Source organism: Amycolatopsis sp. PSD-21 (assembly GCF_055561455.1).
On sequence record NZ_CM145712.1, the window covers coordinates 1,691,165 to 1,714,386 of the forward strand.

General features: G+C 66.4%; 24 protein-coding genes. 5 read left to right on the forward strand and 19 right to left on the reverse strand.

The annotated features are described in order from the left end of the window. The first annotated feature begins 62 nt into the window (after positions 1-62). Entirely contained in the window at positions 63-971 is a 909-nt protein-coding gene (locus ACZ1DY_RS08345; protein ID WP_465484070.1) for a LysR family transcriptional regulator, read from the forward strand. On the opposite strand, the gene ACZ1DY_RS08350 is transcribed toward ACZ1DY_RS08345, so the two are convergent. The 5 genes from ACZ1DY_RS08350 to ACZ1DY_RS08370 form a co-directional block, all read right to left on the reverse strand. Further along, a complete protein-coding gene (locus ACZ1DY_RS08350; RefSeq protein ID WP_465484071.1) occupies positions 955-1,404 on the reverse strand; it encodes an STAS domain-containing protein in 450 nt (149 codons plus the stop codon). The genes ACZ1DY_RS08345 and ACZ1DY_RS08350 overlap by 17 nt on opposite strands. Then, positions 1,401-1,808, reverse strand: coding sequence for an ATP-binding protein (locus ACZ1DY_RS08355; protein WP_465485628.1), 408 nt, complete (start codon positions 1,806-1,808; stop codon positions 1,401-1,403). Before ACZ1DY_RS08355 ends, ACZ1DY_RS08350 begins: the two co-directional genes overlap by 4 nt. Before the next feature lie 173 nt (positions 1,809-1,981). Next, complete coding sequence (locus ACZ1DY_RS08360) at positions 1,982-2,536, reverse strand: hemerythrin domain-containing protein (RefSeq protein ID WP_192746200.1); 555 nt, start codon at positions 2,534-2,536, stop codon at positions 1,982-1,984. 165 nt (positions 2,537-2,701) lie between these two features. Then, the gene (locus ACZ1DY_RS08365) at positions 2,702-3,643 is read right to left on the reverse strand and encodes a DUF5996 family protein (protein WP_465484072.1); all 942 of its coding nucleotides are present in this window, start codon (positions 3,641-3,643) and stop codon (positions 2,702-2,704) included. 21 nt (positions 3,644-3,664) lie between these two features. Beyond that, positions 3,665-3,946, reverse strand: coding sequence for an isochorismatase family protein (locus ACZ1DY_RS08370; protein WP_465484073.1), 282 nt, complete (start codon positions 3,944-3,946; stop codon positions 3,665-3,667). Between ACZ1DY_RS08370 and ACZ1DY_RS08375 the strand changes: the two genes are divergently transcribed. Beyond that, positions 3,945-4,133: a hypothetical protein gene (locus ACZ1DY_RS08375; RefSeq protein WP_465484074.1), complete on the forward strand. Its 189-nt coding sequence runs from the start codon at positions 3,945-3,947 to the stop codon at positions 4,131-4,133. The genes ACZ1DY_RS08370 and ACZ1DY_RS08375 overlap by 2 nt on opposite strands. A 1-nt stretch (position 4,134) precedes the next feature. Here ACZ1DY_RS08375 and ACZ1DY_RS08380 read toward each other — a convergent pair whose 3' ends face one another. Next, a complete protein-coding gene (locus ACZ1DY_RS08380) occupies positions 4,135-4,914 on the reverse strand; it encodes a tyrosine-protein phosphatase (RefSeq protein ID WP_465484075.1) in 780 nt (259 codons plus the stop codon). Positions 4,915-4,955: 41 nt separating this feature from the next. Further along, positions 4,956-5,321: a hypothetical protein gene (locus ACZ1DY_RS08385; protein ID WP_465484076.1), complete on the reverse strand. Its 366-nt coding sequence runs from the start codon at positions 5,319-5,321 to the stop codon at positions 4,956-4,958. 574 nt (positions 5,322-5,895) lie between these two features. On the opposite strand from ACZ1DY_RS08385, the gene ACZ1DY_RS08390 reads away from it, so the two are divergent. Next, positions 5,896-6,663, forward strand: a complete 768-nt coding sequence (locus ACZ1DY_RS08390) for a class I SAM-dependent methyltransferase (protein WP_465484077.1) — start codon at positions 5,896-5,898, stop codon at positions 6,661-6,663. A 361-nt stretch (positions 6,664-7,024) separates the two neighbouring features. Here the strand turns inward: ACZ1DY_RS08390 and ACZ1DY_RS08395 are convergent, their stop codons facing one another. The 8 genes from ACZ1DY_RS08395 to ACZ1DY_RS08430 form a co-directional block, all read right to left on the reverse strand. Then, positions 7,025-8,179, reverse strand: a complete 1,155-nt coding sequence (locus ACZ1DY_RS08395) for a hypothetical protein (RefSeq protein ID WP_465484078.1) — start codon at positions 8,177-8,179, stop codon at positions 7,025-7,027. Continuing rightward, positions 8,176-8,724 carry an RNA polymerase sigma factor gene (locus ACZ1DY_RS08400; protein ID WP_465484079.1) on the reverse strand — a complete coding sequence of 183 codons (549 nt, stop codon included), beginning with the start codon at positions 8,722-8,724 and terminating at the stop codon, positions 8,176-8,178. Before ACZ1DY_RS08400 ends, ACZ1DY_RS08395 begins: the two co-directional genes overlap by 4 nt. Beyond that, positions 8,711-8,962, reverse strand: a complete 252-nt coding sequence (locus ACZ1DY_RS08405) for a hypothetical protein (protein ID WP_465484080.1) — start codon at positions 8,960-8,962, stop codon at positions 8,711-8,713. The genes ACZ1DY_RS08400 and ACZ1DY_RS08405 overlap by 14 nt, the downstream gene beginning before the upstream one ends. 1,149 nt (positions 8,963-10,111) lie before the next feature. Further along, positions 10,112-10,414: a DUF6283 family protein gene (locus ACZ1DY_RS08410; protein WP_465485629.1), complete on the reverse strand. Its 303-nt coding sequence runs from the start codon at positions 10,412-10,414 to the stop codon at positions 10,112-10,114. 314 nt (positions 10,415-10,728) lie between these two features. Next, a complete protein-coding gene (locus ACZ1DY_RS08415; RefSeq protein WP_465484081.1) occupies positions 10,729-12,051 on the reverse strand; it encodes a Wadjet anti-phage system protein JetD domain-containing protein in 1,323 nt (440 codons plus the stop codon). Next, positions 12,044-16,156, reverse strand: a complete 4,113-nt coding sequence (locus ACZ1DY_RS08420; protein WP_465484082.1) for a TIGR02680 family protein — start codon at positions 16,154-16,156, stop codon at positions 12,044-12,046. Before ACZ1DY_RS08420 ends, ACZ1DY_RS08415 begins: the two co-directional genes overlap by 8 nt. After that, entirely contained in the window at positions 16,143-17,327 is a 1,185-nt protein-coding gene (locus tag ACZ1DY_RS08425) for a TIGR02678 family protein (protein ID WP_465484083.1), read from the reverse strand. Before ACZ1DY_RS08425 ends, ACZ1DY_RS08420 begins: the two co-directional genes overlap by 14 nt. Then, positions 17,324-18,940 (reverse strand): TIGR02677 family protein, encoded by a 1,617-nt coding sequence (locus ACZ1DY_RS08430; protein ID WP_465484084.1) that lies wholly within the window; start codon positions 18,938-18,940, stop codon positions 17,324-17,326. Before ACZ1DY_RS08430 ends, ACZ1DY_RS08425 begins: the two co-directional genes overlap by 4 nt. 122 nt (positions 18,941-19,062) lie before the next feature. Between ACZ1DY_RS08430 and ACZ1DY_RS08435 the strand changes: the two genes are divergently transcribed. Both ACZ1DY_RS08435 and ACZ1DY_RS08440 read left to right on the forward strand, forming a co-directional pair. Then, on the forward strand, positions 19,063-19,416 hold the full coding sequence (locus ACZ1DY_RS08435) for a hypothetical protein (RefSeq protein ID WP_465484085.1): 354 nt from the start codon (positions 19,063-19,065) through the stop codon (positions 19,414-19,416). Between the two features lie 406 nt (positions 19,417-19,822). Then, positions 19,823-19,996 (forward strand): hypothetical protein, encoded by a 174-nt coding sequence (locus ACZ1DY_RS08440; protein ID WP_465484086.1) that lies wholly within the window; start codon positions 19,823-19,825, stop codon positions 19,994-19,996. A gap of 356 nt (positions 19,997-20,352) precedes the next feature. Here ACZ1DY_RS08440 and ACZ1DY_RS08445 read toward each other — a convergent pair whose 3' ends face one another. From ACZ1DY_RS08445 to ACZ1DY_RS08460, 4 genes are all read right to left on the reverse strand, one after another. Beyond that, positions 20,353-20,616: a hypothetical protein gene (locus ACZ1DY_RS08445; RefSeq protein ID WP_465484087.1), complete on the reverse strand. Its 264-nt coding sequence runs from the start codon at positions 20,614-20,616 to the stop codon at positions 20,353-20,355. A gap of 325 nt (positions 20,617-20,941) precedes the next feature. Continuing rightward, on the reverse strand, positions 20,942-21,637 hold the full coding sequence (locus ACZ1DY_RS08450) for a hypothetical protein (protein ID WP_465484088.1): 696 nt from the start codon (positions 21,635-21,637) through the stop codon (positions 20,942-20,944). A 259-nt stretch (positions 21,638-21,896) separates the two neighbouring features. Next, positions 21,897-22,109, reverse strand: coding sequence for a DUF397 domain-containing protein (locus tag ACZ1DY_RS08455; RefSeq protein WP_465484089.1), 213 nt, complete (start codon positions 22,107-22,109; stop codon positions 21,897-21,899). A gap of 172 nt (positions 22,110-22,281) precedes the next feature. Then, positions 22,282-23,148 (reverse strand): helix-turn-helix domain-containing protein, encoded by an 867-nt coding sequence (locus tag ACZ1DY_RS08460; RefSeq protein WP_465484090.1) that lies wholly within the window; start codon positions 23,146-23,148, stop codon positions 22,282-22,284. Positions 23,149-23,222 lie beyond the last annotated feature (74 nt).

Here is a 23,222-nt window from a genome sequence, read left to right on the forward strand (position 1 = left end):
CAAAGCTAGAGCCGTCGAGCATTAACAACAAGTGCATGTTCTGCACTTGTACAGTTACCGCCATGCAACTGGATTTGAATCTGCTCACCGCGCTGGACGCGCTGCTGGAAGAGGGCAGCGTGGCCGGCGCCGCGGCCCGCCTGCACGTGACCGCACCGGCGATGAGCCGCTCGCTGGGGCGGATCCGCAAGGCCACCGGCGACGAGATCCTGGTCCGCACCGGACGGCACATGACGCCCACCACGCGCGCGGTGGCCATGCGCACCGAGGTCCACGCCCTGGTGCAGCAGGCGCACAAGGTGCTGTCCGCTCAGCCGGACCTCGACCTGGCGACCCTGGAGCGGGTGTTCACCGTCCGCTGGCACGACGCGCTCACCACCGCCTGCGGAACCGAGCTGATCGCCGCGGTGCACCGGCAGGCCCCCGGGGTGCGGCTCCGGCTCACCGCCGAACCCGGCGACGACACCCCGGAGCTGCGCCGAGGCGAGGTCGACCTCGCCTCCGGCACCGGCCCGCCGTCCCTGCCCGACATCCGCCACCACCTCGTCGGGCACGACCGGCTGGCCTTCGCCGTCCACCCAGGGCACCCGCTCACCGAACAGCCCGTCACCGCCGAGAGCTACGCGGCGGCCGAGCACCTCACGGTTTCCCGGCGCGGACGTCTGCGGGACCGTATCGACGACGCCCTCGCCGCACTCGGCCACGAGCGCCGCGTCATCGCCTCCGCCCCCACCACGGCCACCGCGCTGCAACTAGCCCGTGACACCGACCTCGTGGTCACCCTGCCCGACGCGGTCACCCGCGCCACGCGGCAGCAACTCGGCCTGGTCACACTGGAGCTCCCGCTCGAGGTGCCCGAGGTGCCGCTGCATCTGCTTTGGCACCAGCGGCATCACAGCGATCCCGCCCACAGCTGGCTGCGCGCGACGGCCACCCGGATCCTCGAGGCCCTGCTCACCGCGGACCGTTAGCGGCCGGCCGGTTCGCGGCGTCGAGGGCTTCGTCGATGGTGTGGTAGAGCCGGAGCACGACGTCGAGACCGATGACTTCGATCGGTCTGATGACGGGGCTGTTGGAGTCCACGACGATGCGCAGCGGCTCGCGGAGCCCTTCGGCGTGGTTGTGGGCCGTCACGAGGGCGGCGAGACCGGCGGAATTGAGGAAATCCACCTGGGTCAGATCGACGACGCACGCCCGGCTGCGGGAGTCGTCGAGTACGGACAGGATCGCCTTCTGGAGCTCGGGTGCGGTGTCGTTGTCCACCTCGCCGGTCACCGTCACCAGGGCGTGCTCGTCCAGCCGATGGCTGCGGGCGTCCATCCCGGGCGGACGCGCGGTCGGCGACGGGATCGAGCCGACGAGGGCGTGACCGTCCTCGCCGGCCCGGGTCGGGTATCCCGTCATGGGCTTGCCCAGGACTGTGCCGCTTTCAGATGCGGGGCGTGGCCGCTGCTGCCGTCACGGTCCAGGGTCAGCTCCGCCCAGACGGTCTTGTACTCGCCTCGGTTGCGCACCCCCCAGGTCGTGGCGAGCCGGTCGACCAGGATCAGCCCGCGCCCGCCGCCCGCGTGCGGTGTTCCGATTCGTGGCTGGTGCGAGGAGGAGTCGTCGACCTCGATGAGCAGCCGCTTGCCGTCGTCCCTCAGCTCCAGCCGGCAGGCTCGGGGCGCGTCACCGTGCCGGTTGGCGTTGCTGACCAGTTCGTCGGTCACCAGCACCGCGTCGTCGACGGTGAGGCCAGCAGATCGCGGACTCCGGAACGTACGTCCCGGCCCGGGGTCGCTTCCAGGTCGTAGGCCACGTCGCAGGGCTTTGCCTCATTGCGCGGAGAAATCCCCGGTCGTGTCGACATCCGTCCCACCCGCCTTCGGTCGTAGGCGACAAACTCGGACACATCGCGCAATGAAGAAGAGATACCCAGCCGTGACAAAGGCAAACCTCGGGCCGAGACTGGCACCCGTCCTGGATTTCGGGACAGGACTCAGGAATCGTCGTCCTCAGAGGACAGTAAACCGGACTTTTCGGCCCGGGCCACCACCTTCTTGACGAACTCGATCGATCCGCAGTCCTGGTCGAGCAACGCGTTGCGGCGCGAGGCCCACGCCGTACCCAGATCCTGCCGGACCTTCTCGCTCACTTCGGTACGCGCCGGGTTGAGAATCGTCTGCTCTTCCTCGCCGATGTGGTGCATCAGCGCCTCGGCCAGCTTCTCGACCGCGTCATCGAACTTCTGGGTGTCGGTGCCCTTGCACTCCAGCAGGTTCAACAGCGCCTGGTTGCCTTCCGCGTGTTCCTCCTCTCCGTGTTCCTGCTCGTGTTCGTCGATGGCGTCCTTGCGCCGCAGGGCGGGATAGACGTCCTGTTCTTCGGCCTCACCGTGGGCGATCAGTGCCGCCGACAGCGCGGCCCGGGCCCCTTCACGGTCCGCGGTCGCGTCCCGCAGATCACGGAGGAGCTGTTCGAAGAGGCGGTGATCGTCGAGGATGAGGTCGACGACGTCACCGGCGACAGGGCGGGGAATGGTCACGGCAGTCATATGTCGAGAATTCCCGTGCGGCGGCGGTCCGGCAACTCGGGGCACGGTCGCGGGCTTGCCGATTCCGCGGTGGCGAGCACTCGGGCTGCGGCGCGCGGACCCGAACGTACTTCCGCACGGCGTGGGGCGCGAAGCCACACTAAGCCCTCAGGTGCCGCTGTTTCTTTACGTCGTAAGGTTTCCGTGCCAGCGGAAGGGGTCGTCTTCCAGCGCGGAGCGGTCCCAGTTCCCGCGGTTCGCGGCGGCTTCGTAGGTGCGGTGGAGGAATTCGGCGACGGTGCGGTCGGGGTCGGGTGCGGTGCGGGCGGCCTCGTACGGCAGCAGGAACTGCTTGAACTCCGTGCTGAAGTACGCGCCGTCGGGGCCGATCGGCTGATCGGCGAACCCCTCCGGTTCCGGGTAGGCGTAGGAATAGAAGGCGCCTTCCTCGCCGCCGCCGGGCCAGAACCCGCAGCTGGACAGTTCGCGGGAGTAGCCCTCGACCATGACCCAGTCGCCGCAGTTGGGCGCTCCTCCGGGATGTGGCGGGGCCGTCCGCCCGGAGAACCGGGTGCAGGCGAGATCCATGGCTCCCCAGAAGAAATGCACGGGACTGACCTTGCCGACGAAATGCGACCGGAACTCGCCGATCACCCGGTTCGCCTGCAACAGCTGGCGCCAGAACAGGGCGGCCGCCTCGCCGTCGTAGGAGGCGTGGGTGTGGTCCTCGGCGAAGGGGATCGCGGGCTCGACCTCGTTGGGGTGCGGCCGGATCGGCGCCTCGATCCCGAGCCGGTCGAGCGTGTGCATGATCCGGGCGTAGAACTCGGCGACCGGCATCGGCCGGAGCGGGAAGCTCCGCGTGCCGCCGTCGCTGCTGCGGACCTCGAGCCGGTGGCCGACGAAGTCGAACTCGATCTCGAAGGCCCCGGCGCGGTAGGGGATGGCCGAGGTCGTCAAACCGCGCGGGCTGACATACAGCGTCACCTGCCACCAATGGTTGACCAGGGGAGCGTGCGCCATGCGGATCTTGCCCACGATCTGGGTCCACATGTGCAGGGTCTCGCGGGTGGGGGTCCAGTCCGATACCCGAAGGCTCGGCCAGCTCGTTGTCGCGGGGCTGGTCATCGGTCTCGCTTCCTCTCGGAACTAGGCGGTGGTGGCGGGCGTGTTGAGCAGCTGTGTCTCCCAGGCGAAGGCGACTCCGGTACCGCCTTGGTGCTGCGCGGCGATCTCCACGAGCGCCGGGATGGTCGCTTCGCGAGCCCAGTCACGCTGCAGCTCGGCCTGGACAGCGACCCAGGTCATCGGCACCACACCCGCCTGGACCATGCGCCGAACGGCCATGTCGTGCGCTTCGGCCGACACCCCGCCGCAGGCATCGGTCACGACGTAGACGGCGTAGTCGTCGAGGGCCTGGATCGCCGGCATGGCAACGCAGATCTGGTCGATGGCGCGGCTCACCGAGGCGGGCCGGACGGCCATCGTCGCCGCCGCTCCCGCCCACGTCGCCGCTGTCCGGCGATACTTCATCGGTGCGCTCACCGATGCCGAGCTCGATGTCATCGGGCCCGCGCTCGAACGGGCCCTCGACCGGCTTCCCGACGACGACGGATGATTCAGGCTCGTTCGATCATCCGGTCGCGAACAGTGCCGAGTTCATCGCTGGTGACGCCGGCGCTGAGCAAGTACCGCTCGACATCGAATCCGTCGAGGGTCGCGATGACGGCCTCTTCGGCCGTGGTGCCCCGATCCGCGAGGGCGGCCTGGATGGACGGCCCTTGGTCGGCGGTTCCCATGGCTGCGAACAGGGCTTTGAGGCCTTCGGCGGACATGATGTAGTCCGCGGCGATCGCCTGGGGTTCGACATCGGCCAGCGCGAGCAACAGAAGAGCGACGAGCCCGGTCCGGTCCCGGCCGGCGCCGCAGTGGAACAGGACACCACCGGGATCTGTGCGGGCGATCGCCTTGATGACGGCCGCGCAACGCTCGGCCTTGCGCTGGAGGAAGACGGGGTAATAGAGCGGGGAGCCGTTGAGCCGCTCACGGTTGACGTGCTGCCAGAACCCGATGTCGTCGATGTCGTCGAGCGGGACTTCGATCCGGTCGACGCCGGTCGGGATGGCGGGACCTTCCGACGCGGCGGCGAACTGTGCCGAGCCCGCCTGTGCCGTGAGCGGCGTTTCCGTAGGCCGGATCTCGTCCGCGTTGCGGAGGTCGATCACCGTGCGGACACCGCACTCGCGTGCTCGGGCCCAACCCGTCTCCGTGACGAAACGGAGGTCCGCCGCCCTGAAGAACGCTCCATGACGCGTCGTGGCACCGGATTTGGTGGGTAGTCCGCCGAGGTCCCTGGTGTTGAAGAAACCCTCCCAGGCCACCGCTCTGCTCGTGCTCATCGTCCGGGCGCTCCCTCGTCGATCAAGCCGGGTCTGTGCCACTAATCATCGAGGTAGCGGTATCGCTTGTCATCTGACGAGATGAGCACCTGCCCTTGGTGAATCCGCCACTCACTCATGCCGTCGGCCTCGTGGCTGGCGAAGAACAAGCCTCGGACCAGGTCGTTGTCCGGGTCGGACGCGGGGAGTCGCGCGATGCTTCCGAGCTGGCCGAGTAGCCAATCAACCGCTTGTTGCCGGATATCGCCGCCGTAGAAGACGTAGCAGGTCCAGTTGAAGGGTTCGCGGGGCAGGCTCCAGCCGCGTGTGTAGAAGCCGTCGTCGTGCGCCGAGATGATCTCCTGGATGGCGGCGAGTTGCTTCTCCTCGCACTCCAGCCATCCTCTGACCGACACGTAGACGCCCATGGCCTGTCCCCTCGTGCGTGCTCCAGCTACTGAGGTTCGACACGCCGATTTCTCAAAAGTAGCAAACGAAAAACCGCCCGACCTCGGCGAATCTGCCAGGTGGGCGGTGTTTCGTACCGTGGACCGCCGGGGGAGCTTAAGTGCAATACGCAAAAACCCAGGTAGAAGCGCTGGAGTCGCTTCGCTCCGGCCGGAGGGCACTCGAACCGTCGTTGACGGGGCGACCATCCGCCTCGAAGGGGCACGCTGCTGAAGGTCGAGCCGTCGAAGCACGGCCCAGTCGCCGTCGCGGCCAGGGCGGTGGCCGCCGGTTGTGGAAAGGGACGACGGCCGAAGACCGATCCGGGCAGCAGGGGCACGACCTGGAGAGACTCACACGGCCTCGGACTGCAGCGCAGTCACGCCCGCCGCAAGCTCGACCGTGCCAGCATGGGCGGCGATCTGATCCCGATCACGTAGGAGGAAGCCGAGAGCCTGTGGCCTCTCTCCTCCACGTAAGATCCAGGACCGATACGGTTGGCGGTCCCGCTCACCGAAGACACCGCGGCGCGGGGCCGGTCACCCAGGGGGACAGATGAACGAGACGCTGGACGAGACCGTCGTGCGCATCATGGCGGAAGTGGACACCACCATCGCCGACGGCGACAGCATGTTCGCGGGCAACAACATCGAGCACTACATGAGCGTGTCCAAGGACGCGTTGCGCGCGGTGCTCGCCGCGCTGCACGTCACCGGACGGCCGGAACCCAAGCGAGTGCTGGACTTCGGATGCGGCTACGGCCGGGTGATGCGTTCGCTGCGCGCCGCCTTCCCCTCCGCGGAGCTGATCGCCTGTGACATGGACCCGGCGGCACTGGCCGCCTGTGCCGAGGCGTTCGGCGCACGGGCGGTCATCGGTGCCCCCAACGTCGACCACATCGAACAGGTCACCGGCGTGGATCTGCTCTGGTGCGGTTCGGTGCTCACCCATCTCGATGCCCCGGACTGGGGCCCGCTGCTGCGCTACTTCTCTCGCGCGCTGGCTCCCGGTGGGGTCGCGGTCGTCACCACGCATGGCCGCCGGATGGCGATGCGTGCCGAAGCGGGCAAGGACTACGGACTGGACGCGCGTGCCACCGACCGCATGCTCGCCACGTACAAGGCCTGCGGGTTCGGTTACGAGAACTACGACGGCAACGACGGGTACGGCATCTCGCTCAGCTCGCCCGGCTGGGCGGTGCAACGCGCGCTGGAGGCGCCCGACCTCCGCCTCGCCGGCTACAACGAGGCCGCGTGGGATCGCCATCAGGACGTGATGGTTCTGACCAAGGACGCCAACGCGACACTGAAGGCCGACCTATGAGCGACGACTCTGGAGTCCGCTCGACCTGCGCTGCCTGCGGCTGAGTTCGGGGTTCCGGCAACTGGACGCCGAAGGCCGGATCCGCGCCAACCTCGGTTCGGTTTTCCTGCTTTGAAACATCGCGAGTCCTGGTCGGCCTTTCCCGCCCCTGTTCAAGTCCAAGTCGGTCCGGACCGGGTGACCTCCCTGCTCGAATGGCAGACGAGCTGAGCCGCGATGCCCTGCGCAGTGACACCTGGTCGATCTCCGAGCTAGCGGCAGCCACCGGTTGCGATTCCGAGAGAGCGTTTTCAATAATCCGGAGCGGAGGCCCGGGTTGATGTCACTGGATCTTCTCGTCATCGCAGTCGACATGTGCGACTCAAAAATATGTCGGAGTGTGAATGCGAGGGTCTTGCTGGATCTCGTAGATGCCGGCTTCGATTTCTATCGAAGCTGCCCGGATCCAATCTTTCCATTCGGGAGGCCATCGAGTATTCGTCGTCCACAGTATACCCTCCAGTGACACGTCATTCATATTGAGAGCCGACAAATCTTCTCCCGAGAAGTTCGTCATGGCCTCGTTCAGGTGGTCTATCGCGGATGCGAGCGCGGCTGCGAACGAGCGATCCGGGGCATGTGTGCGCACAAAGTCGAGGTCGTGCCTCAAAGCGATGGTCAGTCTGGGATCGTTGCGTGCGGAATTGAAGGCCTCGTTGAGAGCGAGTTCGAGGATGGTGAGTCGGCGCATTCCTTCGAAAATTTGGCGCGTGTGGTTCTCTGCGGCAACGAGTGCTTGCGTCAGTGCGTTGATGTACTCAAACCCTCGGTGGAGTGCGTCCTGGCTGGACTTGCCGATGTTCTCGACAGTGATCAAGTCCACCTGTCGACGAACCTGGCGTTGGGCTTTCTCGAGTTGCTCTGACGTTAGCAACATTTCCCTGGCCAGACTTGACAGAGACGCCCCTGTCTCGAAAGAGAGTTCAAGACCTCGGACGGTTTGCAGTGCGTTGTCGAGAGTCGGTTCGATGGGGAGTGCGAACATGTTCACGGCGTCATTGGATTTCACCCTCGCGGTGAGATCGATAGCGCGCTCGATTTCTGTGAGGGCGTGGGCGCGCTGCGCGAAGACTTGTTCAGGCTTGTGAGCCTGCGCAGCGGTGCGGACGTCGGCGAGTTCGCGGTGAGGTAACAGTGCCCGGGCCTCCAAGCGTCGGCCGGGAGAACTCCCGACCAGGTTCATCGCGTATGTGGCGACCAGTGACCCGGCCACAGTCGGTTCAGCGAGTTCGGCGGCGGATTCTCGGTCGGGCTCCAGTAGGGGCTTCGGCGCGATGGCGTCTAGCCCAGCCTCAACGTCAAGCACTTTCGTGAGTGCCTGATCAAGGCGCATTGCTTCGCCGACATATTCGACATCGCGTAGTCCGGTGTCAAGGTCGAGGATCTCGCTGAGCGCCTCGTCCAGAGAGAAAAGGCGGGACTCGACCCACTCGTTGAGGATCTGCTCGTCGTGCTCAGGGCGAGGGGTTCCGGTCATTGGTCTCCCCCCTGTTCGCGGATGTGCGTTGACAGTGCGCGGCGTGCCTTCTTGAGGTTCGCACGAACCGCGGTGGGCTCGATAGCGAGTTCGCGAGCGATCTCGGTCGGGGTGTACCCGTAGATAGTCCAGGCCATGACCTGTCGTTGGCGTGGCGGCAACAAGCTCAGTAGTCGAACGACTTCCTGGGTTTGTTCCCAGCCTTCGATTCCTGTCGTGCGCAGCAACGGCGAGGGGGTGGGAACCTCTTCGGCGGGTTCCTCGACGGCCGTCATCTTCCTGATCAGAGCACGGGAAGCAACCCGGTACGACCATGCACGGGGATGGTTGATCGTGCGCCAGCGTTGGTAGGCCTGGGCCATCGTGTCCTGGGCGATATCCGCGGCGTCGCTCAACCGAGCTCCCTGTACCAGCAGGAAGCCGGTCAAGCCTTTGACGTTCTCGCGATAGAAGGCGCTGAAATCGAGTTCGGCTTGGGTCGCTTCTAAGCCGAGAGTCGCTGCGCCTGATCGAGCTGGCGCCTCGGCCCAGTCAGGATCGGTCATCGTCGTCCTCTACGAGCTCGGTCGGCAGGGCGCTGATGCGGATCCTGAGCCGGCTGCCGTCGTCGCGAATATCGTCGAGGGCGATCATGCCCTCGGGAGGAAGGCGTGCAGCGAGGACCTGCAAGGTCTCCTGATGCCGTCTGTCGTGCGCTGCTCGCAAACGGAGCCGCAGCGCCAGTGCGGCCAGGGAAATCAGCGTTCCCACCAGGGCTGATACGAAGGTCAGGGTGGGGGACATCTGGTTCTCACCGCTTTCTGAAGGGCTGTTGACAGAGTTAAGAGGCTGCGGCGGGGTCGAGCGTGAACCCCTTCCGTGATGTTTTTCGTGACATCTCATCCGAGGCTGGTCTGTCGCAGGGGGCTTCGAATCGACAAGGTGAGTCTTCACGCGCGGTCGGTGTCCGGGTTTGCTCCAGCACCGACCACGCGCTTGCGAAGAGACGATGAGTGTCGATGGCGGGAAGTGGATCGATCCGCCGCGTACCTTCGAGTGATCATCGAAGATCATCGGCCAAACGAAAAAACCCTCCTTGATCTGCGTAAGTTCCGCTGATCAAGGAGGGTTTCGTATTGTGGAGCTAAGGGGACTCGAACCCCTGACCCCCTCACTGCCAGGTTCCGGCATGGCGCTGACCTGCGGTTATCGAGAACCCACTGGTCGGCTGGCGCAGTTGTGCTCCGTTCGATGCGGTCCGGTGTCGGTGGGCGCTGTTGTAACCGACGTCGTGCTCCAGATTCTGCTCCAGGAGATTGGTGTGAGAGTCCCACCGCCGCTAGCGGCCGTGGGTAATCACCGCCGCGGCGGACCCGAGGCCTTGTCGATGGTAAGCGCAGACGCCAGCCCTGCGGGTACAGGTCGGCGCGCTTCGGGCGGCCAGTTGAATCCGTCGTCGGCAAGTCGTACACGCAAGCTCGCCTGGTGCTCCAGCAGCGTGCAGAGCCGCGACCTCGGTGGCCTAAGGCCGGCAATCGCCGGGATCAGTAGGGTCCCGAGTCGCAGCACCGCCTCGACGCGGCCGCCCGGTTCGAACGTCAAAGCCAAGGATTGCCTCCTTGCCGTAGGCCGGTGGCTGTGGCCATCGTGATCACCCCGCGTTGCATCTGGCATCGAGCGACGACGATGACATGGGCGCCGTCGGGGTTTCGTATGCCGGGTCGTGCGCTCGGCATACGGCTCGTGGCTAAAGGGTGACGGCGGGGAACCGGGAGACGGGGCCGAACTGAGTGAAGACGCTATCGAACTTCACCAAGACCGCGTTGGCATCGCATTCTTCGGAGGCTCAGCTCCACGGGCGTGGGGCACGCGCTTTGTAGGCCGACGCACGTCAGGTCGGCTCGGTAGTAACTGCCGTCGATGTTGTTCGGAGCCCCGCCGCATCGTGGGGCTTCATTGCGAAGTTCTTGATCCGAGTGATCTTCGCGATGGCTTCGACGACTTCTTGAGACGGAGCAGCGATTCCTGCGATGTCATGAGCGGCTGCAGCCGAGCTGGAGGCCCACAAGGGCACCGGTGATCGGTACTTCGCGTTCCGTCGTTGGTGATGTGGTACTGGAATACGCCTGTCGGCTGCGCTCCGATCTCCCAGTCATAACGGGGCAGCTTGACGTACTCGGTCGCATCCCAGAGGCCCGACGGGACGTCGCGACGATAAGGGCACGAGTCGCATGGTCGCGCTGCCGGTGCCCTCAGTCCGCGATGTCCTTAGCGGGTGTCGATTCGCGTTCGTCGGACTGGGTTGCCACAGTGGTCGCCTCTTTGCGTGCAGCATATTCATGGCCGCGGTGTCGGTCAGCGCACAGCCACGATAGTGTCACTTCCCAAGCTGACCATCCGGGGGCGACAGACGGGCGCCTGGTGTGGCATCCACATAGGCTCGGCCTGAAGTCCGAATCGGCGGCGGCAGAGCTTGATGTTCGTCGGAATTCCGGCCTGGTGCCCGCTGCGTCGGAGCGGAGTTCGTACTCGACGAGTGGACGCGAGAACCGCTTATGGTGTGACTGGCGCTACTGAGTGGCCTGTTCCCCTGCTTCGAGCGCGGCGAGGATCGCCGGCAAATCGGGTAGCACTTCGTCGTAGACGGCGCAGTGCTGCTGCTCGGCTCGTGCGCCCGTGCGTCGAAAGCACTCGAGTAGTTCGCGCAACGCGGGTGGGGTAACCACTTCGACGATCCGTGCTGCTTGGCGGCATTGCTCCAAGTCTTCGGCGGAAGGCGACTTGCCCGCGACGACCGTGCTCCACAGGTCCACGTCCATGCCGATCGGTGTGATCGTGCGGCCGGTGGCCTGCTCAGCCCGTCCGATGATCCCGATTCCGTCCGGGTCCAAGTCGCACCAGGCGGCCAGCGGAATACCCGGGAACTTCCCGATGAAGCGGTGTACGAGGTCACCGGTGTACCCCTCCGCCCAGATGACGAGCCACCGCCCGGCGACGTCGGTGTTCTTGCAGACTTGTTCGAAGTTCTCGTGGTTCTCCACCAGGAGCAGGCCGCGCGGCCGCGCATCGATGACGTCCGCCTTCAGGAGCTCTCGGAGGGGGAGGGAGATCCAAGGCATGGCCAGCTGCGCGAGGGCGACGGCGACTCCGTCCACGACCCAGGTGAGCGGGCCGCGCATCTGGATCGGCTTGTCCCTCAGTTCGACGGCCTCCTCGAGTGATTTTCCGATAAGGTTCTGGAACGCCGCCTTGGACCCCGCAGACCACCGTTTCGAGCTGTCGAGTGCGGTCGTCGGCAAGCTCTGCTCGGGGATCGGCTTTCCCTTGTCGACACGTTGGTAATACACGGCTGCGACGCGCAGAGCCGAGTTGTACGGCTTCCAGTGCGCCGAGCCGGTCTTGGTTCCGGGTGGTACTACGAACTTGTCTTCCTTGCCCAGGGAGTTCAGCAAGAGCAGTTCGTCGGTGAGCTCCGGAGTGTCGGCTATCGCTTCCGCCAGGGAAGACCGGGCCTGGAGCACTTCGCGCCGTTTGGCGATTCGCCGGAATCTGGCGCGCCCGGAGCCGGTAATGATGCTGCCGCCGGTTTCGATGAGCAGCCGGCGCAGGCCGATGCCCAGCGCTCCCGCGCGGAGTACCCGGTCGGCCACGGTCAGCTTGACCTCACCTCGGCGACGGCAGGCTTCTCGGCCGAAGAGGTCATGGATGTCGTTCCACTCTTCGTCGGTGAGCTCGGGGAGCCGAAGGGGTGACGCGAGTTTCCCGTTGTTGTGCAGCCGTTTGCGCGCGGCGGTGCAGAACTGCTTGCCGCCTGCCGACGCGGCCCATCGGGCAACCTCGGTGGCGACTCCCGGCGATAGCGGTGTCCTCGCCGCCGAGATGTGTTCAGGCAACGACGTCATCATCGGTGGGTACGGCGAGCGGGTCGGGCAGGCGATGGTCACGTTTTCCGTCCCAGATGAACGGCGTCGCCAGGACGCCTTCCTGGCCGGGATCCCGGAACAGCTCGTAGGTGGCCACTCCCGGCACTTCCGCGTGGAAGCCCCATTCATCGTGACTGGCCATGACGAAGTCCAGATCGAGGTCGGTGAGCAGGCCCATGCAGTGGCCGCGCATCTCGGCGTCGATGCCCGCGAAGGCCTCGTCGAGGTAGACCGGGTGCGGCGCGGTCGGTCCGAGCGCCTGGTAGTGCGCCGCAGCGGCGACAAAGAGCGGGAGCTGCAGCATCACGGCCTTCTCACCACCGGACCCCTGCTGGTGCATGCCGTCGGTGAGGGCACGCCATGGCTCGTCGGACTTGCGCGCCCGGATCCGGAATCGGCACCAGCCGCGGTAGTCGAGCGCCGCGCGCAGCCGCGTCTTCCAGTCGCCCGGTGAGTCCCGGTCGCGAACGGTCTCCACCCGCTTGACGAGGAAGTCGATCAACTCGGTGCGATTCTCGGGCGCGAGGTAGCGCGGTGCCTGGCTGTCGAGCAGGCGTAGCGCGTGCGCTGTGTCCTCGCCCGCCTCCGGATCGGCGTCCCACTTCAGCTCCATCAGCAGGCCGGACGCGGTCGGGCGCTGACGAAGCAGCAGATTCATCCGATCGACGAGCTCCAGCGCTTCTCGGCGACAGCTGCGCAGGTGCTCACCGACTTTGCCGACGAGGACCTTGCCGAAGAGCTCGCGTTCCCGGTCGTCGAGCAGCGTGCGCCGGGTCTCGATTTCGTCGCTCAGGATCTCCCGCATTCGCGTCAGGTCGTGGTCGACCCCGTTGTAGGTGATCCGTGCGAGGAACAGCGTTCCCTCGTTCTCGCCCCACGGTCGCCAGTCTGCTGAGCCGACACCCTGCTGGAGGTCGCGGAACTTCTGGTCTACGGAGTTGCGCGCGGCGTTCTGCGCTTTCTCCGAGTCGTCGACCTCTCGCAGCAGATGTGCGGCTCGCCTGGCCTCGTCGACGGTGCGGGTCAGCGTCGGTTTCTCCGCAGCTGTCGCGAACAGCTCGACCAACGTGAGGAATCCGTGCGTACGAAGCCGGTCGAATCCGGCCACTGCGGCGGCCCGTTCCGCCTCCCGCCGGACGCGGTCCTCTTCGAGTCGGCTGAGGTCGTTCTCGGCCGCGCCGACGCGGTGAGCGGTTTCGGTGATGACGTCGCGCAGCGCCTTGGCCTTCTCCTGAATCTCGGTCAGCGACGTCCGCGCGGTGTCGAGTTCGCGGAGGATCTCGTCGACGTCCGCGCCGACGAGGTCGTCCCGAGCCTGGAACTCTTCTCTGGCTTCGGCGGCGAACTCGCGGGCTTCCTGCGCCGCTTCTTCGTGGCGTCGAAGCGCGGCTCGCTGTCGTTCGTGCCGCTCGCGCACGGCGACGGCGACGGAGCGCAGATCGAGGACTCGCTGCACCTGCGCGACCAGGGTGATCACCGCTTCGCGGTAGCTCGTCAGCGCGGCTTCGAGCGCCGCGAGCGCGTTCTCGGCGGGATCGATCTGGTGTTGTTCGGCGAAGACGTCCAGCTCGTGCTGGACAGCGCGTGCTTCGTCCCGACGGGCGTTCCACCGCCGTTCCGCTTCCTGCGCTTCGGCTTCGGTGGCCGACGCCAGTTCGAGGGCGTTGTCGAGCTTGCCCCGGGCTTCGCGGACAGCTCGGTCGTCTGGCAGGGTGCTCCGTTCCTCGTCGAGCCGGGCGAGTCGGCGTTCGATCTCCTGGCGCTTCTCGAGTAGCTCGTCGAGCACTGTCTCGGTCGCGGTGTGCCGCTGGGCCAGGTCGGCCAATCGTTGCCGCCGCGCCGTTTCGCGCGCTGCGGCACCGATGTAGGAGGCGGTGGTCGAGGTGGTGCGGCCGTGCAGCGGGCCGATCGACCAGCTGCCGGACCGTGATACCCAGGTACCCGGCGGCTCCGGCTCCCCGGCCTCGCGGAGGCCGATACATCCGAGCAACTTGCGTACAGCGTCTTCGGGAACCCCGCCGCTCGGCACCGCCGTCAGCACAGACGCGATACTGCCGCCGGCGAGCGCGACGCCTGGACGCACCACTACCTCGAGTGTGTCGTGCGCGAGCGCTGTTCCGTCCGGCAATACCCACGCGTCCAACAGTCCTGCGCCCTGGAGTGCCGCCTCGGTCCCCGCACGGTCTTCTTCCGACAGACCCTCAGCGAAGTCGAGCAGCTTCCAGAGAGGTGCGCCGGGCAGCACCGGGGTGCGGTCGCGTCGCGCCACGGCCGGTGCCGGTGGCGGTTCGTCGTGCCGGCTTTCGACGAGGTCACGCTCGGCCGCGATCGCCGCCAGCTCGGTGCGCTGGGTGCCGATCGCGCTCTCGACGTCGGATTTCGCTGCGAGCAGTGCTCGTTCCGGTGCGGTGGCGATCGCGAAGACGGCGGTTTGGACGGAACTGCTTCCGGGTTCTCCCGCGGTCTGGACGAGGTCGATGAGCTCAGCGGCCATGCGGGGGTCGACGGTGATCTCCCGGCAATCGTCGATCCACGAGAGCACGGCGTGGGTCACCGCCTCGACTTCGGCGTCCAGCCCGGAACGCCGGCCCAGCACTTCGGCGACTGTGCGTGCGCGGCGGGCGACAGCGTCGTCGCGGGCCGACCCGGCCTTGTCGACGGCGAGGTCGGCGTCCGTCACGGCGCCCCGGAGCACCCGCACCCGCGCGGCCGCACTGCGCCGTGCGGTCACGACGGCGCCGAGGGAGCGGTCCACCGCGTTCGTGTCGGTCCAAACGCGTTCCGCCTGCATCTCGTGCTCCAGCCCCAACCCCGAACGCTCGGCCTGCGCGGCGGCGTTTTCCTGGGCCTCCGTCGCTGTCGTTTCCTCTTCCGCGAGCCGACTTTTCGCGGCATCCAGCTCACGCGTCACCTCGTGGTGTTCCGCGGCCACCTCGCTCAGGTTGTCCTGTGCTGCTGCCGCAGCACGCTCGGCGGATTCCGCTTGCCGTTCAAGCTGAAGCAGGACGGCGTGCTGTTCGATCTCGGGACGCTGCTCAAGCGCTCGGATCCGGGCACTGGCCGCGACCGCCTGGAGGTCGAGTTCGTCGCGTTGCCGGTGGAGTTCTTCCTGAAGGGCGGTGGCGGTGGCCAGTTCCCGGTCGGCCGCCGTCTTTTGCCTGGTCACGTCGTCGTAGGTGGTCACGGAGCTCCGTACCTGCGCGGCCGAGCGCTGCACCACGTGCCGTGCGTACTCGCGGTATACACTGAGGAAGAGGTCGATCGCTTGGCTGCCCGCCTCGATGCGCGCGAGGTCATCCTGGTCGATCGCCAGCTCGTCGAACCCCCGAGCCAGCTCGTCCACCATGCCTTCGTCGACCGGTGGCAGCGCGTGGGTCAGCATGCTCGTCAGCTTGTCGATGCCGAAGTTCTCGCTGAGTTTCGGCCGTCTGAGCGCGATCAACAATTCGACCAGCGCGTGGAAGCGCTCCGGAGTCGTACCGAGGAGCCGGTCCGCGACGATCGCGCGGTACGAGGCCGCGGTCGGGAAGACGGCTTCGGCGCCGAGCAGTTCGGCCAGCCGCGCCTGGTTGTGCGGACTCCGCTCGGCGTCCAGCAGCGAGAAGTCCGCTCCCGGTCGCAGAGACGTCGTGAAGTACCACGACTCCGGGGCGCCCGGGCGAGATCGCTGAGAACGCAGACCCGCGCCGATCGTGCAGTACTCGGGAGAGCCGGACTCGGTCATCCGGCCGTACTCGCACCAAACATAGCCGATCCGGTGGGTCTGGTCGCCGAACAGCAGGTTGTCCCGCATCGAGCGCGCCGCCGTGCCGAACGGGTCCAGGCGCCGGGCCGTGAGGTCGGCGTCGAAGAGGAACGGGCTGGTCACCTCCAACACCTTCGTCTTGCCGCTGCCGTTGCGTCCCTTCAGGATCAGGCGCCCGTCGTGGAAGTGGAACTCCTGCTCCGCGTACTCCCAGATGCCGATCAGTCCGAGCCGCAGCGGCTGGAAACGGTCCCGGTTGGGCACTGGCGGCCGGCCGGCCAGCAGGTCATCCAGGTGTCGCCCGGTGTGCTGACTCTCAGCGTTCGTCATCGGTCTCCTCCCGCGTCGTGGCCTCCGGCCTGACCGTGGAGACCGCCGGGTTGCGGTACCGGCCGAGCAGCGGCAACACGGCGACGCCGTCACCGTCGGGCTCGACGAGCCGAAGCATGGTCAGGATTTCCAACGCCGTCGTGCGCACCGTGGCCGTGCTGACCGGTCGGCCCCCGATCGATTTCGACACCGCCAGGACCCGTTCGGTGACGTCCTCGGCGATGATGTCGAGCCGGTGCCCGGGCACGTGCGAGGAGTCAGGTACGCCGGGCTCACGGGCGAGTGCGTCGGCGAAAGCGAGTGCGGCGAACGGCGCCGTCCGCTCCCTCGGGAACGCGAGGTCGGTGAGCTCGTCGTCGATCAGCGCGGCACCTTCCTCCCGGACCTCGACCACCCCGCCGGTCACGAGTTCGAGCTGCTTCCGGAGCTGGAAGCGTTGGGCCTGGAAGTAGTCGACGACGTCGTCGGGAAGTTCGGCGAAGTACATCGCCGGGGTGTCCACGAGATAACGCTCGATCATGTGTCGTCGCCTGCGGTTGCGTGCCTCGGGCGTGTCGGGAACAGGTTGGATGGTGAGGCGGTCGGGCGTGCCGGCCCGGCTCGGTGCGACCGGACTGCTGAGTACGAGGGCCGCCGCGCGGTGGTTGACGTCGTAGAGTGCGTTTCCTTCCCCGTGCACGAAGCCGTCTTCGTCCCGCTCGGTCGAGGAGCTTTCCCGGGTCGGGGAGAGGACTCCCTGATCGATGAGCATCCGAACAACCGCGACCAGGTCCTGGCGCGATCGGAACCGGTCCGCGTCGTACCGGAGCGTGCCTTCGCGGGTCGAGGCGAGCAGCGCCACCTTTTCCGCGAGCTCGGAGATGACGGTCTGCTCCCCGCAGTCCTCGAGGACGGCGAGGATCAGGCAGTACAGCACGCAACGGGCCTGGCTCGGTGCATCCGCCGGGCTCACCGGCCACTGCTCGGGGACCTTGAATAGGCGGACGATGTCGCGGTTGACGATCAAACGCCAGCCGAGATTGCGGTCGAACCAGTCTCGCAGCGCGGATTCGTGCCGGTGCACCAGGGCGATCACCGGGCCGTCACCTGCCGTGCCGACCAGAAGGGGCCGCATCAGCAGCGTCCGGACCCCTCGCCGGAACTCGTCTTCGTCGGTCCCCGGCGTCGTCATGTCCGCTCCGATCGCAAATCGTGGACGGTGAGCTCGTAATCGACCGAGGACAGCCACCCGTCTTCGGTGCGCAGCACTACCACGGTCGACGTCTCGGAGCCCGCCAGACGCACTTCGAACCGGCCGTCGCTGCTGCGTGCGGTGCGTGTCGCGCTCGCGAGCGCCAGCTGGAGACAGCGCAGGACGAACTGGAACTGGACGCGCGAAAGCAGGGGGAGTGCGGACAGCCGCATCGGGCCGCGGTCGGCGAGCAGGCGGACGGCGGACTCGACCGCTCGGTCCTGTTCCCGCTGCCGGGCGGCGAGGTGGGCCTTCGCGGCTCGGGGATCAGGGACGGACTGGGGCCGCCCACGGGTGGCCCGGGGCCCTTGCGCACGGACCCGGACGTCGACCGGAGCCGACGCACCCTCCCACCAGCTCTGCCGTGGGCGGACTTCGAAGCCCAACGTCGGGTCGTGAGGGACCCCGAGGTGCCGGGCGGAGTAGAGCCCGAACGCTTCGCGCCACAGCCGCGTGCGTTGCCCGGCATCGTCCATGCCAGAGAACCATCGAGCGAGGGTCAGGAGGTCCGCCTTGCGGTCGACCCGGTGGAAGCGCTGCTCGTTGAGCCGACGCACGATGGTCACGATCCGGTTGACCGCGTCCACGGCTCGGTCCTGGAGCGTCTCGGCCACCGCGGGGCGGTCGTGATCGCCGAAGAACCAGCGCCGGAGTCCGTGCCACTGCTCCTTGAGCTGCCTGCCGTCGGACTCCACGACCTGCTCGAAGTCGACGCCGAACTGGGGAGCGGCCTCCACTCGGGCGATGTCGGGAAAGCGCTCGGCAAGCCCGGCGGTTTCGATCTCGATGATCGCCGTGGTGATCGGCTCCGTGTATCGCATGAGGGCGAGCACGAAGGTCTGCAGGTATTCGACGACGACCTGCTTGTAGTTCAGGAAGATCTCTTCGTTCAGCGTCGTGCCGACGTCGAGTGCACGGTTCAGGCCCTGGATGAACTGCTTGGCGTTGCCCGACATCGGCTCGAAGGCGTGGTAGACCCGCTGCAGCGCCCGGTAGACGTCGCGGACACCGGCGCTGCGGCGCTCGGCCGGTGAACTGAGGCTGGTGCGGAGTTCGTGGAGCGCGGCCAGCACCTCCGGCAGGAGCGACGTTTGTAGGGCGCCTGCTGTCCCGAGCTCTGCGTCGATCCGGCTCAGGTGCTCGTGGATCTGCGTTCCGGCCGGGGTCAGCTGGTAGAGGTAGTCTTTCCGGAGATACTCCTGGTAGGTGCCTTTCCGCTGGGTGTTGTGGCTCCGGTCGACATTGCCCCAGACGTAGAGCTGGGCCAGCATCGCGGCCACGTCAGGCGGTGTCGCGTTCGCGTCGCGTTCGGTCAGCCTGGCGGTGAACCTCTCGGCGACCAGAGCCGTCGGCAGGTGCAAACCCAGCCTCCGCTCCTCCTCCTGAAGGATGTCGAGCACCAGTCGGTAGAACGGCGCGTACGCGCTGAGGAGGTAGCTCACCTCTGGCATACGCCCGGGGAGTCCCGTGTCGGCCGTGGGGGGCGAAGTGAAGGGGACCGACTCGTTGAGTTCGACGTTGCCGAGCGCGAGCTCGTCATGCACACCTTCCACCGCGCGTCCCCTCCGGCGGTCCCCGCCGCCGTGGCCGTTCCGGCATATCGTATTGTTTCTGCCCATCATTATGCGTGGTGTGAGCAGAAGATCGTTTCCGGGTCGTTCGAAGGGAGTCCGAGTTGGCTGTGGTTCGTCGCTTCCCGGAAAACGAAGATCGACTGTGGCCGCATATTTCGGCGATGATGACCCGGGGCGCCGATGTCGTGCTGGACGCGTGCGCGCCCCTGCGTTTGTGGAAGGCGGACGAGCAGGAGTGCGCGGAGCTCCTGCGTTCTGTCATTGGACTCGGTGCGCAGGCTTTCCTTCCGTACCAGGCGTTGTGCGAGGTGCGGCGGCTCGCGCCCGATATCCGCCGTGACACGATCCGCGATCTGGAACGCGACGGCGCCAAGATACTGGACAGTTTCGAGCAGGTGGTGTTCAGTGCGCACGCGTCGCGACCACTTCGGACTGGAACCGGACGGTTTTCGTGATTTTCTACTGAAAGTGGCCGAGGCGCGGATATCTTTAAGTCAACTTTTTACCAAGCGGAAAGTCGAATACGGCGAGTCGGCGCGCGCGGCGGTGGAGTTCCTCGGCCGCATTCCAAGGTCGGCATTGAGGGTCGGGGAACCGCCCGGCGAAGTCGAGGCGGCCCGGCGGGAACGGGTCGCCGGGCTGATGATCAGGTACAAGATTCCGCCCGGTGGCGCTGTGAAGGGGCACAACAGGTCGTGGCCCAACGGCTCAGTGACTGCCTGATCTGGCTGGAACTCCTGGACGATGCACGGCGAAGGCGCCGGGACATCATCTTCGTGACGGCCGACCACCGATCGAACGGGGTGGGTCGAGCGGCACCGTGACGGTACCTGGGAAACCCACCCGTTGCTCGTGTCCCGCATGGCTCGGCTCCGAGTCGGGTTCACCGTCGTCAGTGTGCGGCAGTTCATCGACGCCTGCCTCGCGCAGCCTCCGGGATCCGAGCTCCGGACGGCGGCCGGTGCCGAGCAGGACCGCTGTGAGGCTGTCCGTCCCTTCCCGTTGTTCACTGACTGGGCTGACGACGTGCGGTGACCAAGGCGCGAGGCGCCAGAAAATGGCCACGTTCGGGGTCCCGTCGGCTGTCAGCCGGCTCGGCCGGTTGCTCGTCGTTTCGATCGCGCAGCCAGTTCTTCGCTGCCGGCGCGGGGCGACCAGGCCACCCTGATGCTCACGATGGGGCTCGGTCGAAGGAGCGCCGCGATCGGAGGCCGTTGCGCTGCGCTGCCCGAACTCCGCCGGTGGGGTTCGATGCAGTGGTGATGAACCCACCGGCGGTCGGCTTCCGGCCTGTGTCATCGCGCGGAGAATGTCGTGTCGGTGGGTTCAGGAGCAGAGAACGTGCGCTTCCTACGTGGTCCTGCCCTTGACGTCAGTGAACTTCTTGGTGCTCAGCCATTTCGTTTGCGAAGCCTGGCTTGCATGCTCGTCTGTTCGGCCGCGCCGCGCATCGCCTCCACCATGATCCTCAGATCGTCGACGGGAGTCTCCTTCGCCGCCGGGGAATCGATGAGCAGGAGTCTGGGGTGCCTGCCGACCCCTGCCCGGTGGCCGTGGGCGATCAGGGCGATGGCCGTCGCGAGCTTCAGCCGAAGTTTCTCGCCGTTGGTCACTTTGCCGTAGCCGCTCTTCGTACCGCCTTTGTGGACGTCCATGTTCGCGTTCCCCTTGAGGGAAACGCCGGTGATGTTGTCGGCACCGAAGCTGCGTACCAGGCGCGCGATCTCCTAGGATACTTCGTTGAGCAATGGGTCTTGGTCGCGTTTGAGCCATGCTGCCGTGACTCGGTCGGCTGCTTCCAGGACCGCGCTCCGGCTCACGGCGACCCCGTGCTGCGCCGGTATCGCGCCCGTGTCGATCGGGCCCGGACTCCGCATGCTGTCCAGCGCGCCTTCGGCACGGGCGAGATCCAGTTCGGCCTGGAACCTTTCGCGGGCTTGCGCTGCGCTTTGCTGAGTGGCCAGTGCCGAGGCTTTGGCGTCACGACGTTGCTGCTCTGCCTCTGCCAGGTCTTTCGTGAGTGTCTCGACCGCTGCGGCGGCCGCAGCGGAGGCTTCCAGGAGGGCGTCGAGGCGTCGCCGACGGGTTCCTCGTCGATCGTCGTTCAGCTTCTTCGGTGGCTGAGATCAAGTCCGCACGGGCGTGGTTCTCGACGTCGGAGGCGACGACGACGTTTTCGTCGAACGCGTCGAGGTCGAGTTCGGCCGAGCAGAGCGAGCAGGCGTGTTCATGGCTTTCCGCGGTGCGACGCTTGTCGGTCACCGCGGACGAACATCGCGGGCACTTCGTCGGTATCATCGCGTTGAAGAACCGGCGGGCGAGGGCGTCCTCCACCGCCGTGTTGCGACGCGCGCGTTCGACCCCTATCTGGTCGTCGACCTGTGCCGCCGTGGTGCGGGCCGTGAACAGGCGTACGGAGATCTCGTGTGCCGGTTTCGCGGAGTCGGCCACTTTGTTCGTCGCCGCGACGTCGACGTCGACCTTGCCGAACGACGCGAGGCGCTCCAGGGCGGACGTCACCCGCAGCTCCGCATCGGCGAGGGGGCCCTGTGCCACCTCGGTCGCGATCTGTTTCCTGGACGCCGCCTGGTCTCGTGCGAACGTGATGGCTTTCAGCGCGGTCTGGGCCTGTGCCCGAGCCGGCGCCCAGCGCGTACCGACGAACATCTGCAGCATGCGGATTCCGAGAACACCCTCGTTCCCCACGGCAGGGTCCAGGACGTCGGCGTGCACGGCGAGCCTCGGCCGTTGTTCGAAGCCCGCGCCGGTCGGGCCAAGAATTCCGTCCGTGGAGTACGCGGTGCGGATCCAGGCCCGTTAGATCTGCTGTCGCTGCGGACGACCCATATCCCGGACAATCCAAAAATCCGAAAAATTGACATGCCGGGCTGGGTGTTCGAGTGCTTGCCGCACCCGTTCTGACCCGGTAGGCGGGCTATTGCAACGACTTGATGAACGCCCGCCAAACCTCAGGTCGGAACGTGAGTTCGCCGACGTGCCGTTCCTGCGAATTTCGTACGTGGACCGCTTTTTCGGTGATGGCTACTTCGACGCAGTTCGGGTCAGTTCTCGGGTGGCAGTGTGAACTCGTGAACCACGCCAACTCGTCGTGATCGCAGTCGTCGATGTGCTGATTCGCTCCGGTCATTAGGCCCCTCCCGACCTGCAGTGCTGGTCGGAAGCGCTGGCTCCCGGCCGGGCACTCCTTGAGTTCCGGAGTATCCGATTCTACTTGGCCGTCGCAGGAGCTGGCGGAGGAATCCCGATACGTTGCGTGAGTCGATTGGGCCAAAGAGGTGAAAGAAGAAGGTTCGATCGGTTCACAGGTCGATTTTTCGGCGCACACGGCCCAACGCGTCTTCGAGATCCTCAGGGAGCGATGACTGTCCCGATCCTCGCACCTTGTCGAACCGCTGACGGTATCGCTCGACTTCTTCGGCGTCCCGTTGGATGAGGAGTGGGTGCGAGGCCTGATCGAGGTAGACGAGCGGTCTCTCTCGATCGTCGTCGAAGGTGAAAAGAGTGAAGGACGCTTGCATGCCGTCGGTCACCCCGTTGGCGAACGCGGCGATCTGGATGGTGACGTTCGGCAACTTGTCGATTTCCAGCAGGTGGTCGAATTGACCGCGCATCACGTCGGAAGTGCCGATCGAGCGACTGATCGCTGCTTCGTCGAGCACGAACCTGGCCTCGGGCCCGTCGGGCTCGGTGAGGAGTCGTTGCCGCGACGAGCGCATGGCGATTCCGTGCTCGATGTCTTCGGCGTCGAGCTCGAACACCTTGCCGAGGCTGCGAACGTATTCGGGCGTCTGAAGGATCCCGGGCACGAGGAACGACTGGTACTGGTACATCTTCGCCGCCGCGGCCTCCGTGGCGATGAAGTCGATCAGCTCGGGGGAGGCGTACTCGCGATAGTCGTCCCACCACGCCTTCTCGCGGGCCATCCTGGCGATCTCCACGATCTCGCTCACCGTTGTGGGATCGGTCACATTATAGAGATGCAACAGAGCCCAGAGGTCGGTGATCGACACGCCGACGGATCCCGTCTCCATGCGGATCACCTTCGACATCGACCAGGACAGAGCGTCGGCGACCTCCTTCTGGGTAAGCTTCCTGACGCTGCGTCGCCGCCGTAGTTCGCTGCGTAGTTTTCGCTGCGCAGCCACCGGGTTACGTCCCCTGGGCATGAAGGAACCCTTCTCGCACTAGGTTTCAATGAGCCGGACGGCTAGCATTGCGCCACATGGCCGGTACGCGCCGG

Coding starts and splice junctions, on each gene's coding strand:
- ACZ1DY_RS08345 (WP_465484070.1), top strand. CDS start 63: ATGCAACTGGATTTGAATCTGCTCACCGCGCTGGACGCGCTGCTGGAA.
- ACZ1DY_RS08350 (WP_465484071.1), bottom strand. CDS start 1,404: ATGACGGGATACCCGACCCGGGCCGGCGAGGACGGTCACGCCCTCGTC.
- ACZ1DY_RS08360 (WP_192746200.1), bottom strand. CDS start 2,536: ATGACTGCCGTGACCATTCCCCGCCCTGTCGCCGGTGACGTCGTCGAC.
- ACZ1DY_RS08365 (WP_465484072.1), bottom strand. CDS start 3,643: ATGACCAGCCCCGCGACAACGAGCTGGCCGAGCCTTCGGGTATCGGAC.
- ACZ1DY_RS08375 (WP_465484074.1), top strand. CDS start 3,945: ATGGCAACGCAGATCTGGTCGATGGCGCGGCTCACCGAGGCGGGCCGG.
- ACZ1DY_RS08370 (WP_465484073.1), bottom strand. CDS start 3,946: ATGCCGGCGATCCAGGCCCTCGACGACTACGCCGTCTACGTCGTGACC.
- ACZ1DY_RS08380 (WP_465484075.1), bottom strand. CDS start 4,914: ATGAGCACGAGCAGAGCGGTGGCCTGGGAGGGTTTCTTCAACACCAGG.
- ACZ1DY_RS08385 (WP_465484076.1), bottom strand. CDS start 5,321: ATGGGCGTCTACGTGTCGGTCAGAGGATGGCTGGAGTGCGAGGAGAAG.
- ACZ1DY_RS08390 (WP_465484077.1), top strand. CDS start 5,896: ATGAACGAGACGCTGGACGAGACCGTCGTGCGCATCATGGCGGAAGTG.
- ACZ1DY_RS08395 (WP_465484078.1), bottom strand. CDS start 8,179: ATGACCGGAACCCCTCGCCCTGAGCACGACGAGCAGATCCTCAACGAG.
- ACZ1DY_RS08400 (WP_465484079.1), bottom strand. CDS start 8,724: ATGACCGATCCTGACTGGGCCGAGGCGCCAGCTCGATCAGGCGCAGCG.
- ACZ1DY_RS08405 (WP_465484080.1), bottom strand. CDS start 8,962: ATGTCCCCCACCCTGACCTTCGTATCAGCCCTGGTGGGAACGCTGATT.
- ACZ1DY_RS08420 (WP_465484082.1), bottom strand. CDS start 16,156: ATGACGAACGCTGAGAGTCAGCACACCGGGCGACACCTGGATGACCTG.
- ACZ1DY_RS08425 (WP_465484083.1), bottom strand. CDS start 17,327: ATGACGACGCCGGGGACCGACGAAGACGAGTTCCGGCGAGGGGTCCGG.
- ACZ1DY_RS08440 (WP_465484086.1), top strand. CDS start 19,823: ATGGCTCGGCTCCGAGTCGGGTTCACCGTCGTCAGTGTGCGGCAGTTC.
- ACZ1DY_RS08445 (WP_465484087.1), bottom strand. CDS start 20,616: ATGGACGTCCACAAAGGCGGTACGAAGAGCGGCTACGGCAAAGTGACC.
- ACZ1DY_RS08450 (WP_465484088.1), bottom strand. CDS start 21,637: ATGCTGCAGATGTTCGTCGGTACGCGCTGGGCGCCGGCTCGGGCACAG.
- ACZ1DY_RS08455 (WP_465484089.1), bottom strand. CDS start 22,109: ATGACCGGAGCGAATCAGCACATCGACGACTGCGATCACGACGAGTTG.
- ACZ1DY_RS08460 (WP_465484090.1), bottom strand. CDS start 23,148: ATGCCCAGGGGACGTAACCCGGTGGCTGCGCAGCGAAAACTACGCAGC.